At 62.8% G+C, this 15,932-nt stretch carries 15 protein-coding genes; 13 read left to right on the top strand and 2 right to left on the bottom strand.

What is annotated here, in order from left to right; genetic code table 11:
* Positions 1-7 precede the first annotated feature (7 nt).
* The 6 genes from gap to KY465_RS03415 all read left to right on the top strand — a co-directional run bounded on the left by gap (position 8) and on the right by KY465_RS03415 (position 6,753).
* Positions 8-1,015 (top strand): type I glyceraldehyde-3-phosphate dehydrogenase, encoded by a 1,008-nt coding sequence (gap, locus tag KY465_RS03390; protein WP_219158435.1) that lies wholly within the window; start codon positions 8-10, stop codon positions 1,013-1,015.
* Between the two features lie 241 nt (positions 1,016-1,256).
* On the top strand, positions 1,257-1,886 hold the full coding sequence (locus KY465_RS03395; RefSeq protein WP_219158437.1) for a MarC family protein: 630 nt from the start codon (positions 1,257-1,259) through the stop codon (positions 1,884-1,886).
* Between the two features lie 46 nt (positions 1,887-1,932).
* On the top strand, positions 1,933-3,129 hold the full coding sequence (locus KY465_RS03400; protein WP_219158439.1) for a phosphoglycerate kinase: 1,197 nt from the start codon (positions 1,933-1,935) through the stop codon (positions 3,127-3,129).
* Between the two features lie 172 nt (positions 3,130-3,301).
* Positions 3,302-4,327, top strand: a complete 1,026-nt coding sequence (locus KY465_RS03405) for a class I fructose-bisphosphate aldolase (RefSeq protein ID WP_219158441.1) — start codon at positions 3,302-3,304, stop codon at positions 4,325-4,327.
* Positions 4,328-4,498: 171 nt separating this feature from the next.
* A complete protein-coding gene (locus tag KY465_RS03410) occupies positions 4,499-5,281 on the top strand; it encodes an SGNH/GDSL hydrolase family protein (RefSeq protein ID WP_219158443.1) in 783 nt (260 codons plus the stop codon).
* Between the two features lie 221 nt (positions 5,282-5,502).
* On the top strand, positions 5,503-6,753 hold the full coding sequence (locus KY465_RS03415; protein ID WP_219158446.1) for an MFS transporter: 1,251 nt from the start codon (positions 5,503-5,505) through the stop codon (positions 6,751-6,753).
* Between the two features lie 77 nt (positions 6,754-6,830).
* Here the strand turns inward: KY465_RS03415 and KY465_RS03420 are convergent, their stop codons facing one another.
* Entirely contained in the window at positions 6,831-7,811 is a 981-nt protein-coding gene (locus tag KY465_RS03420; RefSeq protein ID WP_219158449.1) for an NAD(P)H-quinone oxidoreductase, read from the bottom strand.
* Positions 7,812-7,901: 90 nt separating this feature from the next.
* On the opposite strand from KY465_RS03420, the gene KY465_RS03425 reads away from it, so the two are divergent.
* The 6 genes from KY465_RS03425 to KY465_RS03450 all read left to right on the top strand — a co-directional run bounded on the left by KY465_RS03425 (position 7,902) and on the right by KY465_RS03450 (position 13,492).
* Positions 7,902-8,090 carry a DUF1192 domain-containing protein gene (locus tag KY465_RS03425; RefSeq protein WP_219158451.1) on the top strand — a complete coding sequence of 63 codons (189 nt, stop codon included), beginning with the start codon at positions 7,902-7,904 and terminating at the stop codon, positions 8,088-8,090.
* Positions 8,091-8,482: 392 nt separating this feature from the next.
* Positions 8,483-9,001 carry a protease adaptor protein RcdA gene (gene rcdA, locus KY465_RS03430; protein ID WP_219158453.1) on the top strand — a complete coding sequence of 173 codons (519 nt, stop codon included), beginning with the start codon at positions 8,483-8,485 and terminating at the stop codon, positions 8,999-9,001.
* Positions 9,002-9,158: 157 nt separating this feature from the next.
* A complete protein-coding gene (gene hemH, locus KY465_RS03435; RefSeq protein ID WP_219158455.1) occupies positions 9,159-10,232 on the top strand; it encodes a ferrochelatase in 1,074 nt (357 codons plus the stop codon).
* Between the two features lie 122 nt (positions 10,233-10,354).
* Positions 10,355-11,347, top strand: a complete 993-nt coding sequence (locus tag KY465_RS03440) for an SPFH domain-containing protein (protein ID WP_346432583.1) — start codon at positions 10,355-10,357, stop codon at positions 11,345-11,347.
* Positions 11,348-11,351: 4 nt separating this feature from the next.
* The gene (locus KY465_RS03445; RefSeq protein ID WP_219158457.1) at positions 11,352-11,810 is read left to right on the top strand and encodes an NfeD family protein; all 459 of its coding nucleotides are present in this window, start codon (positions 11,352-11,354) and stop codon (positions 11,808-11,810) included.
* A gap of 269 nt (positions 11,811-12,079) precedes the next feature.
* The gene (locus KY465_RS03450; protein WP_219158459.1) at positions 12,080-13,492 is read left to right on the top strand and encodes an outer membrane beta-barrel protein; all 1,413 of its coding nucleotides are present in this window, start codon (positions 12,080-12,082) and stop codon (positions 13,490-13,492) included.
* On the opposite strand, the gene galU is transcribed toward KY465_RS03450, so the two are convergent.
* Entirely contained in the window at positions 13,489-14,379 is an 891-nt protein-coding gene (gene galU / locus KY465_RS03455) for a UTP--glucose-1-phosphate uridylyltransferase GalU (RefSeq protein WP_219158461.1), read from the bottom strand. The two genes, KY465_RS03450 and galU, sit on opposite strands and share 4 nt — an antisense overlap.
* A 199-nt stretch (positions 14,380-14,578) precedes the next feature.
* On the opposite strand from galU, the gene KY465_RS03460 reads away from it, so the two are divergent.
* Positions 14,579-15,835 carry a lytic murein transglycosylase gene (locus tag KY465_RS03460; protein ID WP_219158463.1) on the top strand — a complete coding sequence of 419 codons (1,257 nt, stop codon included), beginning with the start codon at positions 14,579-14,581 and terminating at the stop codon, positions 15,833-15,835.
* Positions 15,836-15,932 lie beyond the last annotated feature (97 nt).

Here is a 15,932-nt window from a genome sequence, read left to right on the forward strand (position 1 = left end):
CACGGGCATGACAACGCGGGTAGCGATCAACGGTTTCGGACGCATTGGGCGCAACATCGTCCGGGCCATTTTCGAATCCGGTCGCAAGGACATCGACATCGTCGCCATCAATGATCTCGGCCCGGTCGAGACCAATGCACATCTGATGCGCTTTGATTCCGTGCATGGCCGCTTCCCGCACGAGGTGACAGTCGACGGCGACACCATTTCGGTGGGCAGCGAAAGCTTCAAGGTTTTTGCCGAACGCGATCCGGCAAAGCTGCCGTGGGGCGACCTCGACATCGACATCGCGCTCGAATGCACCGGCATCTTCACGGCCCGCGACAAGGCGGCGCTGCATCTTGAGGCGGGCGCCAAGCGCGTTCTGGTCTCCGCGCCGGCCACCGGCGCCGACAAGACCATCGTCTACGGCGTCAATCACGAGACGCTGACCAAGGACGACGTCGTCGTCTCCAATGCCTCCTGCACCACCAATTGTCTGGCTCCGGTGGTTGACGTCCTGCACGCTGCATTCGGCATAGAGCGCGGCATGATGACGACCATCCATTCCTACACCGGCGACCAGCCGACGCTCGACACCATGCACAAGGATCTCTATCGCGGCCGTGCCGCCGCCCTCAGCCAGATCCCGACCTCCACCGGCGCGGCCAAGGCCATCGGTCTTGTCATCCCGGAATTGAAGGGCAAGCTTGACGGCATTTCGGTGCGCGTTCCCACCCCGAATGTCTCGCTGGTCGACTTCAAGTTCATCGCGTCCAAGTCGGTGACCGTTGAAGAGATCAACAACGCGCTGACCTCGGCCGCCGATGGCCGGCTGAAGAACATCCTCGCCTACACCAACGCGCCGAACGTCTCGATCGACTTCAATCACGACCCCCACTCGTCGACCGTCGCCATTGACCAGACCAAGGTGATGGACGGCAATTTCGTTTCGGTCCTGTCCTGGTACGACAATGAATGGGGCTTCTCGAACCGCATGGGCGACACCGCCGTCGCCATGGGCAAGCTGATCTGATCCGGCTTTGATCGCGACGACTTCATAAAGGCGGCCGGCTCGGCCGCCTTTTTTGTTGGTACTGCCATGCACAAGGCAGCACCGGGCAAGGATCGCTGGCATCCGGGCAAGGAAGCAGCGTAAAACCGCCTGCGACGGTTTTGCGACTTGCTTGCAACACCCTGATCACGCCATTCTTTGCCTCAAGCCCCGGCAAAGATCATCTCGCCAAGCCGCCGCCCCCAGCCGGAACCGAGGATTTATGGACTTAACCTATCTTTACCGCGAGCTGATCACCATCGCCGTGGCGATCGATCCGATCGGCACCCTGCCGGTTTTCATCGCCGTGACCGCGCGCATGTCGTCGGCCAAGCGCAAGAAGGTCGCGGTCAGGGCGGTGCTCACTGCCGGCGGGGTTCTGGCCTTCTTCCTGGTGTTCGGGCAGCTGCTGTTTGAAGCGATGAGCCTGTCGCTTGGCTCGTTCCAGATCGCCGGCGGCATCATCCTGTTCATTTTCGCCCTGACGATGGTGTTCGGGGATTCAAAGACCGAGAAAGAGCTGGCAGACGTCGAGTCCGACCATCGCCAGAGCGCCGTCTTCCCCCTCGCCATTCCCTCCATCGCCTCGCCGGGCGCCATCCTTGCGGTCATCATTCTCACCGACAACCACCGCAATGCCATTGCCGAACAGGCGGTCACGGCCGGATTGCTGGCACTGGTCCTCGTTGTCACGCTGATCCTGCTCTTCCTCGCCACGCCGATCATTCGCTTGATCGGCACACCCGGCGCCAGCGTCATCAGCCGCGTCATGGGGATCATTCTCGCCACCGTCGCTGTTGATGCGGTCCTCAATGGATTTGCCAGTGTCGGAGTGCTTGATATAAACGGATGATCCTGTTCACCTCCGGCTCGCTACTCCCAGAATGGACCTTCAAGGCATGGCTGACTTTCACACGCTCGATGATCTCGGCGATCTTTCCGGCAAGCGCGTTCTTCTGCGTGTTGACCTCAATGTTCCCGTCAAGGACGGCAAGGTCACCGACCTGACGCGCATCGAGCGGGTCGCGCCGACCATTTCCGAATTGTCGCGCAAGGGCGCCAAGACCATTTTGATGGCGCATTTCGGCCGCCCCAAGGGTCAACCGGCCGAAGGCCTGTCGCTCGCCGGCATTGCCCATTCCGTTGAACAGGTGCTCGATCACCGCGTCCACTTCTGTCCGGCCACCATCGGGCCCGAGGTCACCGAGGCGGTAGAGCAGATGGTCGACGGGGATATCCTGCTCCTCGAGAATCTGCGTTTTCACGCCGGTGAAGAGAAAAACGACCCGGAATTTGCTGCCGCACTCGCAAAGAACGGCGATATCTACGTCAACGATGCGTTTTCAACGGCGCACCGCGCGCACGCATCCACCGAGGGTCTGGCGCATCTGCTGCCCGCCTATGCCGGCCGCACCATGCAAGAAGAGCTCTCCGCCCTCGCCAAGGGCCTGGGCAACCCGGACCGACCGCTGCTCGCCATCGTCGGCGGCGCCAAGGTCTCGACCAAGATCGACCTGCTGGAAAACCTTGTCGGCAAGGTCGATGCGCTGGTTATCGGCGGCGGCATGGCCAACACCTTCCTGGCAGCGCGCGGCGTCGAGATCGGCAAGTCGCTTTGCGAGCACGATCTGGCCGAAACCGCGCGCCGCATCGATGCGGAAGCCGCCGACAAGGGCTGCGCCATTGTCCTTCCGAGCGATGCCGTCGTCGCGCGCGAATTCAAGGCCGGGGCGGAAAGCCAGGTTGTCGGCGTCGATGCCGTGCCCACTGACGCGATGATCCTCGATGTCGGGCCGGACACGGTCGAAGCGATCAACGCCTGGATCACCAAGGCCGACACCCTGGTCTGGAATGGTCCGCTCGGCGCCTTCGAGATTGAACCCTTCGACGCCGCCACGGTGGCCGCCGCGCGCCATGCCGCCCGGCGTTCCGCCGAAGGCCTGCTGGTCTCGGTCGCCGGTGGTGGCGATACGGTTTCCGCCCTCAATCACGCCGGCGTTGCCCAAGACTTCTCCTATGTCTCGACCGCCGGCGGCGCATTTCTCGAATGGATGGAAGGCAAGGATCTGCCCGGGGTCAACGCGCTGCGCAAATAGACAGCCGCGGATCAGCCGGCCCTCGCCCGCACGGCTTAACCATGCAACAACTTCAAACGATTGAATTTATTTCAATCGTTTGAAAAAATTGGCCATAGATTACAATCACTTGCCGGCTCTGCTATGAGCAACCACATTCCAGATTTCACATTACTTTCAAGGGTCGCAACAGATGACTGAACGCCTCGAAGACATTGCCGTTGCCATGGTGGCACGTGGCAAGGGAATTCTCGCTGCCGATGAATCGACCGGTACGATCAAGAAGCGCTTCGACACGATCGGGCTCGAATCGACAGCCGACAACCGCCGCGATTACCGCGAGATGCTGTTTCGCACCAATGAAGCCATGCAGGATTGCATCTCCGGCGTTATTTTGTTCGACGAGACACTGCGGCAGAGCGCCGCCGACGGCACGCGACTGGTCGACCTGATCACCGCTGCCGGTGCCATCCCCGGCATCAAGGTCGACAAGGGCGCCAAGCCGCTCCCCGGCTTTCCCGGCGAGACGGTCACCGAAGGCCTCGATGGCCTGAACGAGCGGCTGCAGGAATATCACGAACTCGGGGCCCGCTTCGCCAAGTGGCGTGGCGTCATCGCGATCGGGGAGTCCACTCCCACCTTCGGCGCCATCAAGGCCAATGCCCATGCCCTGGCGCGCTATGCAGCCCTTTGCCAGGCCAACAAAATCGTGCCGATTGTCGAGCCGGAAGTCCTGATGGATGGCGAGCCCGGCACGCATTCGCTCGAGCGCTGCGAAGAAGTGACCACCCTCGTCCTCAATACGGTGTTTGACGAACTGGCCGACGCCCGCGTGCGTCTCGAGGGCATGATCCTCAAGCCGAACATGGTCATCGATGGCAAGAATGCCCGCAATGCTTCGGTGGAGGCCGTGGCGGAAGCGACAATCCGCACGCTCAAGCGCACCGTGCCCTCGGCAGTGCCCGGCATCGCCTTCCTGTCAGGCGGTCAATCGGACGAAGAGGCCACGGCGCATCTGTCGGCGATGAACGCCGGTCACGATCTGCCCTGGAACCTGACCTTCTCCTATGGGCGCGCGCTGCAGGCCGCGGCCATCAAGGCGTGGGGCGGCAAGAAGGAGAATGTCGCAGCCGGTCAGCGCGCCTTCAGCCATCGGGCGAAGATGAACAGCCTGGCCGCCTGCGGCGACTGGCGCAAGGACCTCGAACAGGCCGCCTGATCGCCGTTTGCGATCCGCTTGCAAAAACCAGCGTCCGGATCCGGGGTCATGAAATTCCGACAGGATTAGCCCGCCGCCTTGCGGCGGGCTTTTTCGTTTGGCTGTCACAAGCAAGCGGCATAATCTGACAGTCTCGCAGCCCTGCCCGACATCTGTTCCCGGAATGCGCCCATGAACACAATCACTGCCGGACTCCTCAGTTGGCTCTTGTTGCCCGTCGCCGCGGTCTATGCCCTGGGCATTCGCCGCACCGCCCCGCGCCTGCCGCCCCCACGCGGGCCTCAGCGCGGACGCATCGGAGCCACCGAACCGGTCTGGCGCCTGCTGGTCATGGGCGATTCCTCCTCCGCCGGCGTCGGCGCGGAGCGGGTCGAAGACACGCTTGCCCCGCAACTGGCGCATCTCATCCACGCCACGACCGGCGACGCGGTCTCCTGGCGCGGCGCCGGCGCCAATTCGGCAAAGGCAGCAGACATTCGCGACCACGTTCTGCCCAACATCGAGGAGCGCGACTTCACGCATATCGTTCTGACTGTCGGCACCAATGACATGAAGAACTACCTCACCGCGCGGCAGTTCAAGAAGGGGTTTGGCGGTCTGCTCTACACCATCCATGCCCGCTGGCCGGATGCACGGGTCATCTGGTCACCGGTGCTCGACATGATGGATGTCCCACTTCTGCCCGGCCCGCTCGCCCGCATTCTCAATATGCGGGTCAAGGTCATCAACACGATGGGAGAGCGGCTGTGCCGCGAGCGTCAGGCCATCGCCGCGCCGCCACTGCCGGTGCCCAGCGGCGAAGGTTTTGCCAGCGACGGCTTTCACGCCAACGCCGCCGGCTACCGCCATTGGGCCGAGCATCTCCTGCCATTCCTCACGGACGGATCAGCACGGCAAGCATCATTGCAGCAATCAGGCCAACCCCGATTTTCCACACGTCTGCGCGGCGTTTGAACCCGGGAAAGCCAAGCGGCCGGATCAGGTGAACGACCATCATCAGGACAATCAGCAACGCCAGGATCTTGAACATGCAGGCTCCGTTGCAGGTCGGTTCGGATGAAGGTTATCTCTCTTAGCCGCTCGCCGCGCGAATGGCGAGACGCGATGGTCGCATCGCTGCATGCAACCTGCTATTGACCTTGGTGTTTCCTCGTCCCCGGCTCGGAACCAGACCCATGCGCCGCAATCTTTTTCCCATCATGGCTCTTTTGCTCGGCACGGCCTTCCTGCTGGCCGGCAACGGACTGCATGCGTTGCTTCTGCCCATGCGCGGCAATCTCGAAGGGTTCTCCGCCACCGCACTCGGCCTGCTCGGCACGGCCTGGGCCAGTGGTTTCGTGCTCGGCTGCCTCTTCTCGCAACGCGTTGTCCGTCGCATCGGCCATGTCCGCGCATTTTCGGCATTCTCCGCCATCATCGCGGTGATCGCATTGCTCACCGGTCTCCTGGTCCACCCGGTCGCCTGGATCGCCCTGCGCATCGTCACGGGTTTCTCGCTGGCCGCCGCCTTCATGATCATCGAGAGCTGGCTCAATGAGCGTGCCACCAACGAATCACGCGGCCTGATCTTCTCGCTCTACATGACAGTCAACTCCGGCGCCCTGGTGGTCGGGCAGATGTCCATTGCTCTCGGGGACGTTTCGACCAGCACATTCTTCATGATCGCCGGCATCCTCTACTGCCTGGCACTGGTGCCCACCGCCGTATCGACAGCAACCAGTCCGGCGCCGCTCACCGAGGTCAGCATCGACCTGCGGCTGATCTATCGCAATTCGCCGGTCTCTTTCATTGCCATGCTGCTGGTCGGCATTGCCAATGGCGCCTTCGCCACGCTCGGGCCGGTCTTTGGCGTCGGGATCGGGCTGCCGGCCGCCGGTGTGGCGACACTGATGTCGGTGACGATCTTTGCCGGAGCAATCATGCAGATCCCGGCTGGCCGGCTCTCCGACCGCATGGACCGGCGCTACGTCGTTGCCGGGCTGGCCGGCGTCGCCGCATTGAGCGGCCTCACTCTTGCCCTCGGCGCAGCCACCGCCATCGGCATTCTCTTCGTGCTCGCCGCCTTTTACGGCGCGGCCTCCTATACGCTCTATCCGGTCATCGTCGCCCACGCCAATGACTATGCCCGCGACAACCAGTTCGTCACCATCTCCAGCGGTCTGCTGCTGCTCTATGGTCTCGGGACGATCATCGGGCCGACGGTGGGCGGCATTCTCATGTCGGACGGCCGGCCGCAACTGCTCTTCGCTGTCACCGGCCTGGCGCATCTCGGCATCGGTGCCTATGCCGTCTACCGTTCGACGCGCCGCGCACCGGTCCCCGTTGAGGAACGCGACACGTTCGTCTCGGCCCCCGGCACGCCCGAGGCAATTGCCCTCGACCCGCGCGCCAATGCGGCAGAGGACCCGCAATCCTCCGAGGGCTGAGACGCCCCCGCACCGGCGATGCCGGAGACGATACTGCGGCTGCCCGGATCAGGTCTCATTCCAGATGCGTCCTGTTCCTAGTCCACTTCCAGGACAATCTTGCCGATATGTTCGCTCTCCTCGATGCGAGCATGCGCAGCGGATGCCTGCGACAGGGGAAAGATCGAATCCATCACCGGCGCAATCTTGCGCTCGTTGAGCAGCGGCCAGACCTCCCGGCGCAACGCCTCGGCGATCTTCGCCTTGAAGGCCGCGGGACGCGCCCTGAGCGTCGAGCCGGTCAGCACCAGCCGTTTTGTCATCACCAGTTGCAGATCGATTTCCGCCATCCGGCCGTCTAGATAGGCGATCTGCACGATCCGGCCTTCGCTGGCGGCGACCCTCATATTGCGGTTGGTGTAGTCCCCGCCGACCATGTCGAGGATCACATCGACGCCTTCACCATGTGTGGCGTCGCCGATGACATCGACGAAATCCTCGTCGCGGTAATTGATCGCCAGATCGGCGCCCAGCCCGCGCATGGCCTGGCATTTCTCCTCGGAGCCTGCGGTTGCGAAAACCGTTGCGCCAAACGCCTTGCCCAGTTGTATGGCCGTCGTGCCGATGCCCGAAGTGCCCCCGTGAACCAGCAGCCTTTCGTCGGCTTTCAGGCCGCCACGGTCGAACACGTTTGACCAGACGGTAAAAAATGTCTCGGGCAGTGCCGCGCATTCATTCATCGTCAGTCCGCCCGGCACCGGCAGGGCATTGGTCGCATCGGCCACGCAGTAGTCGGCATAGCCGCCGCCCGGCACCAGCGCACAAACCGCATCGCCAACCTTGTGCTCGCTTACCGCCGCGCCGACCGCTTCGACCACGCCGGCGATCTCCAGTCCCGGAATGTCGCTGACCCCCGGCGGCGGCGGATAGAACCCCATGCGCTGCAGGCAGTCGGGCCGGTTCACCCCGGCCGCCCTGACCGCCACCAGAATCTCGCCCTCTTGCGGCTCCGGTCGCGGACGATCGACGGCAACGAGCACCTCTGGTCCGCCTGATGTACTGATCTCGATGGCGCGCATCTTGGGTCCTTTCCGATTGTGCGTGTCCGACTGTCACCGCATCCGGCGATTCACTGGATTTTATCGCCCCCATATGGAAAGATCACGGCCATGTTCGAGGATGACCGACCAACGAAGAAAGCGGTGCACGAGATCGGCTGTGACCTGTCGCTCCTCTCGGTCGCTGAACTTGATGAGCGAATCGCCGTGCTTCAGGCTGAAATCGCGCGGCTCGAGTCGGAAAAAAGCGCCAAATCCGCCTCCAGGGGCGCGGCGGAGGGGCTGTTCAGCAAGAAATAATCAAACAATAATCAAAACTTACCGAATTTAAATTGCGAGTTAAGCTTCGGTTAAGCTTTACAGGTCTTAACTGTCCCCATCCAGTTCTTCTGGATACCGGACGGTTGCACCTCGGTGGCATCGTCTGACGCCTCCCTGTTAAACTCTTGAGAGCCGCCAGTGCGGCTCTTTTTTTGTGCCTGACCACGCCCGGTTGACGCCGCCCCTGGCCGCTCCCGGCGGCATCGGCCACGCCAATGCTTTTTAATGAAACTTGACCGGTCCGGCCATTAACCTTTCTTTAACAATCCGCTTGTGGAAAGCGGCCGGCAGCGGCACATTCTCCTCAGACACGAACAGGAACGCTTTGCTTCCTTATCCGTTCTCTTTGTAATTCGTTCAGGATAAGCCCGATGCCCGAGACCAGCCCGAACACCGTCAACATCGCCGATCACATCGCGCATTCGGCACCGTTCAAGGCGCTTTACGCGGAAGGTATGGGTCTGGTTGAGGAAACCGCGTCCTATCTCGATGGCGATGGCCGCGTTGCCTCCAAGGCCTTGCCGCGCATGGCCGCTGTCCTGTACGCCGCGGAATCGATGCGTCTGACGACGCGGCTGATGCAGATGGCGTCCTGGCTTTTGTTGCAACGCGCCGTCAACAACGGCGAGATGAGCCGCGAGCAGGTGGTTGCCGAGAAAAGCAAGGTGCGCCTCGACGGGTTCAACGTCGACCGCGCCGCCGCCGGCTGGGACGATCTGCCGGAAATGTTCCGCGATCTCGTCGAGCGCTCGCTGCGTTTGCAGAACCGCGTCGCCCTGCTCGACCGCGAGATTTACCGGCCGCAGGATGCGCAAACCCTCAAGGCCGACAATGAAAATGCCGTTCAGGCGCAACAGACCCTGCTCGCCACGGTCTTCGCCAGCCGCTAGACCGGTCTCGCGCCCGGCGTTCCGCTGATCTCTCCACTGTTTACGCCGCGAACGGCATCGAATGAGGCCCGCGACGCTCTAACGCGGCGCGATGCCTTTGATTTGCGCCTCCGCGCGGCTATGTAGCAGGAGATCTCCTCGCGGACACGGAGCACCCATGCCCCCCGGTACCAGCGCCCCAGTGGCACATCCGAGCAGCGCAGAAGCGCGGCAGACCCGCCCGGCCGAGCATCCGCCGGTGCGGTCCGGCCGTATCGGCGTGCTCCTCGTCAATCTCGGCACGCCGGACGCCACCGACTATCGTTCGATGCGCCGGTATCTGGCGGAATTCCTGTCCGATCGCCGGGTCATCGAAGTGCCGCGCGCCATCTGGTTTCCCCTGCTCTACGGCATCATCCTCAACCGTCGCCCACAACGCGTCGGCAAGGCCTATGAGCAGATCTGGAACCGGGAACGCGATGAAAGTTTTCTGCGCACCTTCACCCGCAACCAGTCCGAAAAGCTGGCGACGGCTCTCGGCGACCATCCGCAAGTCGTGGTCGACTGGGCAATGCGCTACGGCACGCCGCCGATTTCCGAGCGCCTGGATGCCTTGCAGGCTGCCGGCTGCGAACGCATCCTGCTGTTTCCGCTCTATCCGCAATACGCCGCGGCAACCACCGCCACCGTCAACGACCAGGCCTTCCGCCATCTGATGACCATGCGCTGGCAGCCGGCCCTGCGCACCGTGCCGCCCTATCACGATGACCCTGTCTACATCGAAGCGATCGCGACATCGATCGAAACCCACCTGGCCGCACTCGACTGGCAGCCGGAAAAGATCATCGCCTCGTTTCACGGCATCCCGAAATCCTATTTCGAAAAGGGTGATCCCTATTATTGCCATTGCCAGAAGACCGGCCGCCTGCTGCGCCAGCGACTGGGGATGGGCGAGGAACGATTGATGGTTACCTTCCAGTCACGCTTCGGACGCGAAGAGTGGTTGCAGCCCTACACCGACAAGACCATCGAGGCACTGGCCCGGGCGGGAACCAGGAGGGTCGCCGTCATCAATCCCGGCTTCGTGTCCGATTGTCTCGAAACACTTGAGGAGATTGCCGGCGAGGCCGCCGAGATCTTCACCGAGAATGGTGGCGAGAAATTCTCCCATATTCCCTGCCTCAATGATGATCCGGCGGGCATGCGCGTCATCGAAACGGTGGTCCGGCGCGAATTGCAGGGCTGGATCTGAGGACCGGTCCATAGTTGCATCTTTGTCGCGAACGCGCTTATCTCAACGCGCCGTGATCGCCCTGCCGCAAGCGGGCCCGGCACGTCGATAGTCCGCGCCTTCAGCGCGCCGAGGAGAAACGCGTGAACTTCACCGGATTTGACATCACCGTCCTGATCATTGTCGCTCTTGCCATACTGGTGCTGTTTGCCGGCATCAAGATGGTGCCGCAGGGCTACTCCTATACGGTCGAGCGCTTTGGCCGCTACACCAAGACCCTGACCCCCGGCCTCAATCTGATCATTCCCTTCATCGATCGCATCGGCGCCCGCATGAACATCATGGAACAGGTGCTGGACGTGCCCACCCAGGAGGTCATCACCAAGGACAATGCCTCCATTTCCACCGACGCCGTCGCCTTCTACCAGGTCCTCAACCCCGCCGAGGCCGCCTACCAGGTGTCCAATCTCGAACTGGCGCTGCTCAATCTGACCATGACCAATATTCGTTCGGTGATGGGCTCGATGGATCTCGACGAGCTGCTGTCGAACCGCGATGTCATCAATGACCGGCTGCTGCACGTCGTCGATCAGGCCGCCAAGCCCTGGGGTATCAAGATCACCCGTGTCGAGATCAAGGACATCGCTCCGCCGGTCGATCTGATCGAGGCAATGGGGCGCCAGATGAAGGCAGAGCGGGAAAAGCGTGCCGAGGTCCTCGAGGCCGAGGGCGCCCGCAACGCCCAGATCCTGCGCGCCGAAGGCGCCAAGCAATCGGCAATCCTTGAGGCCGAGGGCCGCCGCGAGGCCGCCTATCGCGACGCCGAAGCGCGTGAACGCCTTGCCGAGGCCGAGGCCAAGGCCACGGAACTCGTTTCGCAGGCCGTGGCCAGCGGCGATGTCAACGCGCTGAACTACTTCGTCGCCCAGAAATACACCGAAGCGATCAGCGCCATCGGAACCGCCAAGAACCAGAAGGTCGTGCTGATGCCGATGGAAGCTTCGGCTCTGATCGGCTCGCTCGGCGGCATCGGCGCTCTGGCCCGCGAGGTCTTCGGCGACGCCGCGGCCACCGCCGGCCGCACCCCTACCACGCCCCCGATCCCGCGCCGGCCCTCCGGCGCAAGTCCGGAATAGCGCCGTGATCGCGGCGCTTGCCCTGGAGCTCGGCCCCTGGAGCTGGTGGATAGCCGGATTCCTGCTGCTTGGTGCGGAAATCCTCATCCCCGGCATTTTTCTGCTGTGGATCGGCCTCGCGGCGATCGTTGTCGGAGCCCTGTCTTTTGCCCTCTGGCAGACGGCCATCTGGAACTGGCAGATCCAGTTTCTGGTCTTCGCTGTCCTGGCCCTGGTCTTCGCACTTCTCGGGCGCAGGATCATGGCGGGTCGCGGCGAGGAGAGCGATCAGCCGATGCTCAACAAGCGCGCCGAGGCGCTTGTCGGCCGCACCGGCGATCTCGCCGAACCGATCGAGAACGGGCGTGGCCGCATGCGCATTGACGACACCATCTGGGTGGTATGCGGTCCTGACCTCCCGGCCGGGCAATCCGTGCGGGTCCGGGCCGTCGAAAAGGGCGATCTGCACGTCGAGCCCGTCTGACATCGGCGCGGCACTCTCCCGGCGCCTGCACCGCGCCGTGACCGGGCAAGCAGCGCGACGGAAACCAAGCGTTAACCACGGCTGTTTACACTTTGCAAGGAATTGCCAAAGTGAGTATCCCGACCGTGTCATCCGCGCGATCCAGAGATTTTTTCGTCCGCCCATCCGTCAGGCTGGCCACGGCTTTGGCTATCGCCGCTGGCTGCAGCCAAGGCGCCTGGGCACAATCGCCGGGCGAAGATGACGACGCGCGGCCCGGCGCCTATCTGATGCGCGAGACCTCAGCCGACGCGTTTCCGGCCCTGCCCGCAGGCAGCCCGGACAGCTTTGGCGACCCGTCCGAGGACGGCGATCTCATTCCCTCCTATGCCGACCTGACCGCCCCGGATACCGCTGACCCCCTGACCGCGGGCGCCAGCGACGCGGACGGTGCCGACGATGATCAGGAGGGCCGTGTCGGTTCGGTTGACGCCGAGACCGCCGATGACGACGCCTATGGCCGCATCAACACCCCGGTCCCTACCGTCGATGGCCTGCGCGGTGTCACCGCCGATGACACGCCGACCGGCATTCGTATCGGAACGATGATTCTGCGCCCGACGCTAACCCAGAAGCTGGTGCATGAAACTGACAATTACGGCACCTCATCGGACCGCCGCACCTTCAGTGAAACCACGCTCGAAGCAAGCCTTGAATCCGACTGGGCGCGCCACAAGCTCACTGTCACCGGCGAGGGCAGCTATCAGAAAAACATCTCCGGCACCGGTCAGGAAGATCCCGATGTCGCGATTGATGCTGTGCTGGATCTCGACATTTCCGAATTGACCAGCGCCCAGCTCAGCGCTGGATATGATTTCTCGCGCGAGGATCGCACCGACCCCGGCGCCGTAGCCGGCGCCACGGCGCAGGCGGGGGTGCATCGTCTCTCGACCTCCGCCGCCCTTAGCCGCGACATCGGCAAGTTGCGCGGCACCGGCCGGCTCGATCTCGACAGAACCCTGTATGGCGATGCGGAACTTGCAAGCGGCTCGGTGATCTCCGGCGATGACCGCGACAACCTCGATTACGGCTTTACCGCCCGTCTCGGCTATGCGCTGTCTCCATCCCTGATCCCGTTTCTCGAAGCCGCGATCAGCCGCACCGATTTCGATCAGGAAGTGGACAGCGTTGGCCATCAGCGCTCCGCCACCACCTATGAGCTGCGGGCCGGCGCCGAAATGCCGGTCGGTGAGAAGATTTCCGGCGAATTTTCGCTCGGCTATCTCTGGCGCGATATCGATGACGCCGCCCTGGCCTCGATCAGCGGTCTTGCCGTCGATGCAACCCTGACCTGGTCGCCGCAACGCGGAACTCAGTTGGCCACGACCCTGTCGACCACGATCGAATCCTCGACCGCGGCGGGCGAAAGCGGCTCCGTCGCTTACCAGCTTCAAAGTCAGTTGAGCCGCGAGTTGCGCCATAATCTCGACGCCAGCCTTACAGGGTCGGCCCTGTACCGCGACTACACGGGTCTTACGCCGCCAGCTCCCGAGCTGGAGCTCGGCGTCAGCGGTGAACTCGACTGGTCCGTCAACCGCTGGCTGTCTCTGATCGCCGAGGCCGGATACGAGAAAACCACCCAGGACGGCGTGCCCGACTCCGACAGCGCCTTCCTTGGCCTGGGTCTCCGGCTTCGCCGCTAAACGGACTTTTCGGACAAAAGTGCGCGCATCTGATCGCCGACCTGCGGGCCGAGTTCCGGATGCGCCAGCGCGAACGCGACATTGGCCATGATGAAGCCATCCTTGGAACCGCAGTCATAGGTCGATCCGGTGAACTTGTAGGCCGAGAAATCCTGCTTGCGGGCGAGATGCAACATGGCGTCGGTCACCTGGATTTCATTGCCCGCGCCGCGCTCGCCATGGCTGAGAATGTCGAAAATCTCCGGTTGCAGGATGTAGCGGCCATTGATGAAATAGTTGGAGGGCGCCGTGCCCTTCGCCGGTTTTTCCACCATTTCAGTAATTCGGAAACCGCCGGGCAGCTCTTCCCCCTGGCCGACGATCCCGTAGCGGTGCGCCAGTTCAGGATCGCATTCCTCGACCGCGATGATGTTGCCGCCGACCTCGTTGTAGAGTTCGACCATGCCGCTCATGCAGCCTTTCTCGGCGCGCATCACCATATCCGGCAGAAGAAGCGCGAACGGTTCATCGCCGACGATGTCACGCGCGCACCATACCGCATGTCCGAGTCCGAGTGGCGCCTGCTGCCGCGTGAAGCTCGTCGCACCGGCGGCCGGCAGCATCGCCTCAAGTTCGGTCAGCTCTGCCGTCTTGCCGCGCTTTTCCAGAGTGTCATTCAGTTCATAGGCAATATCGAAATGGTCCTCGATGACCCCCTTGTTGCGCCCGGTCACGAAGATCACGTGCTCGATTCCCGCCGCCAGAGCCTCCTCGACGACATATTGCACCACCGGCTTGTCGACGACGGTCAGCATTTCCTTCGGCACCGCCTTTGTTGCCGGAAGAAAGCGGGTACCCAGGCCAGCCACCGGCAGCACTGCTTTGCGGATTTTCCTTGTCTCGGCCATAAAATTTTCCTGTTTTCCTGCGACAGTCACATGGTTGCCGCGACGGCTGGCGCAAGCGCAGTCGTGGCAAAAATTTCTTTCGATTCCGCCATGCTGCGCAGCCCTGCTGCAGTCTTGGTGAACGAAATCTTAACGACAGGATGCCATCCTCGGCGACACACCGCTTTCAGACAAGTAGAGCAACACAGGATAATCCGAAATGTTCCGTCGCACACGCATCCGATCCAGCGCATCGACAGCCTTCCGGACCGCTCCGCTTTCCGGCGCCGCGATCGCTGCTGCAGTCTTCTTCAGCCTCGTCTCGCCGCTGAAGGCAGCGCCCGATCCGGCCTTTCTCAACTGGATCTCGGAGTTTTACGCCGTGGCCGCCAAGAGCGGCATCTCCAAGAAGACCTACAATGAGGCCTTCACCGGCGTCGTCGAGCCGGACCCGGAAGTTCTGCGCAAGGCGCGCCATCAGCCCGAGTTTACCACCAAGGTGTGGGATTACATGGACTCGCGCGTCAACCCCTACACCATCGCCAAGGGACGCGAACTGGCCCGCCGCCACAGCCGCACCCTCGACAGCATCGAGCGCCGCTTCGGTGTCAGCCGCAATATCGTCCTGGCTATCTGGTCGATGGAATCCAATTATGGCGACATCTTCAAGAATCCGGACCGGCTGCACTACGTGCCGCGCGCATTGGCCACCCTCGCCTATGCTGACAAGCGGCGCGCCAAATTTGCCCGCAAGCAGCTGATTGCCGCGCTGAAGATCCTGCAGTCGGGAGATATTTCCACCCGTGAGATGAGTGGCTCCTGGGCCGGCGCCATGGGCCACACCCAGTTCATCCCGACGAGCTACCTTGCCTTCGCCGTCGATGCGGACGGAAACGGCAATCGCGACATCTGGAATTCGGTTCCTGATGCGCTTTCGACTGCTGCCAATCTGCTGGCCAAGAATGGCTGGCAGAGCGGTCGGACATGGGGCTACGAAGCGGTCGCCCCCTCGGGCGGGCATCGTTATAACGGCCAGACCAAGACGCTTGGCGAGTGGGCACGCCTCGGCTTCACCCGCCCTGGCGGCAAGGGTTTTCCCAGTGGCAACACCCGTGCGGAACTGAAGATGCCGGCCGGTGCCAACGGCCCGGCGTTCCTGATGACCCGCAATTTCTTCATTCTCAAACGCTATAATGCCTCCGATCTTTACGCCCTGTCGGTTGGCGTTCTGGCCGACGAGATTGCCGGCTATGGCGGCGTCGACCAGCGCTGGCCACGCCCTGCCGGCACGCTCGACATCAAGGAAAAGTTCGAGTTGCAGGCGCGGCTCAAGACGCTGGGCTACTACGAGGGCGAGATCGACGGCAATTTCGGTTCCGGCTCCCGCGCCGCCATCGAGGCCTTCCAGGCACGCAGCGGCTTGACCACCGACGGCAAACCGTCGCAGAAGGTTCTTGACGCCGTACGCGGGCGCTAGGGATCCGCACCCTTGCTGGACCCCATGGGTCGACGCCGGCCCCCGGAACCTACTGCCACCGGAGGCCGGCGCGAACACGCCGGCTGCCGCATATCGG

The organism is Neohoeflea coraliihabitans (assembly GCF_019334345.1).
Classification (GTDB): domain Bacteria; phylum Pseudomonadota; class Alphaproteobacteria; order Rhizobiales; family Rhizobiaceae; genus Pseudohoeflea; species Pseudohoeflea coraliihabitans.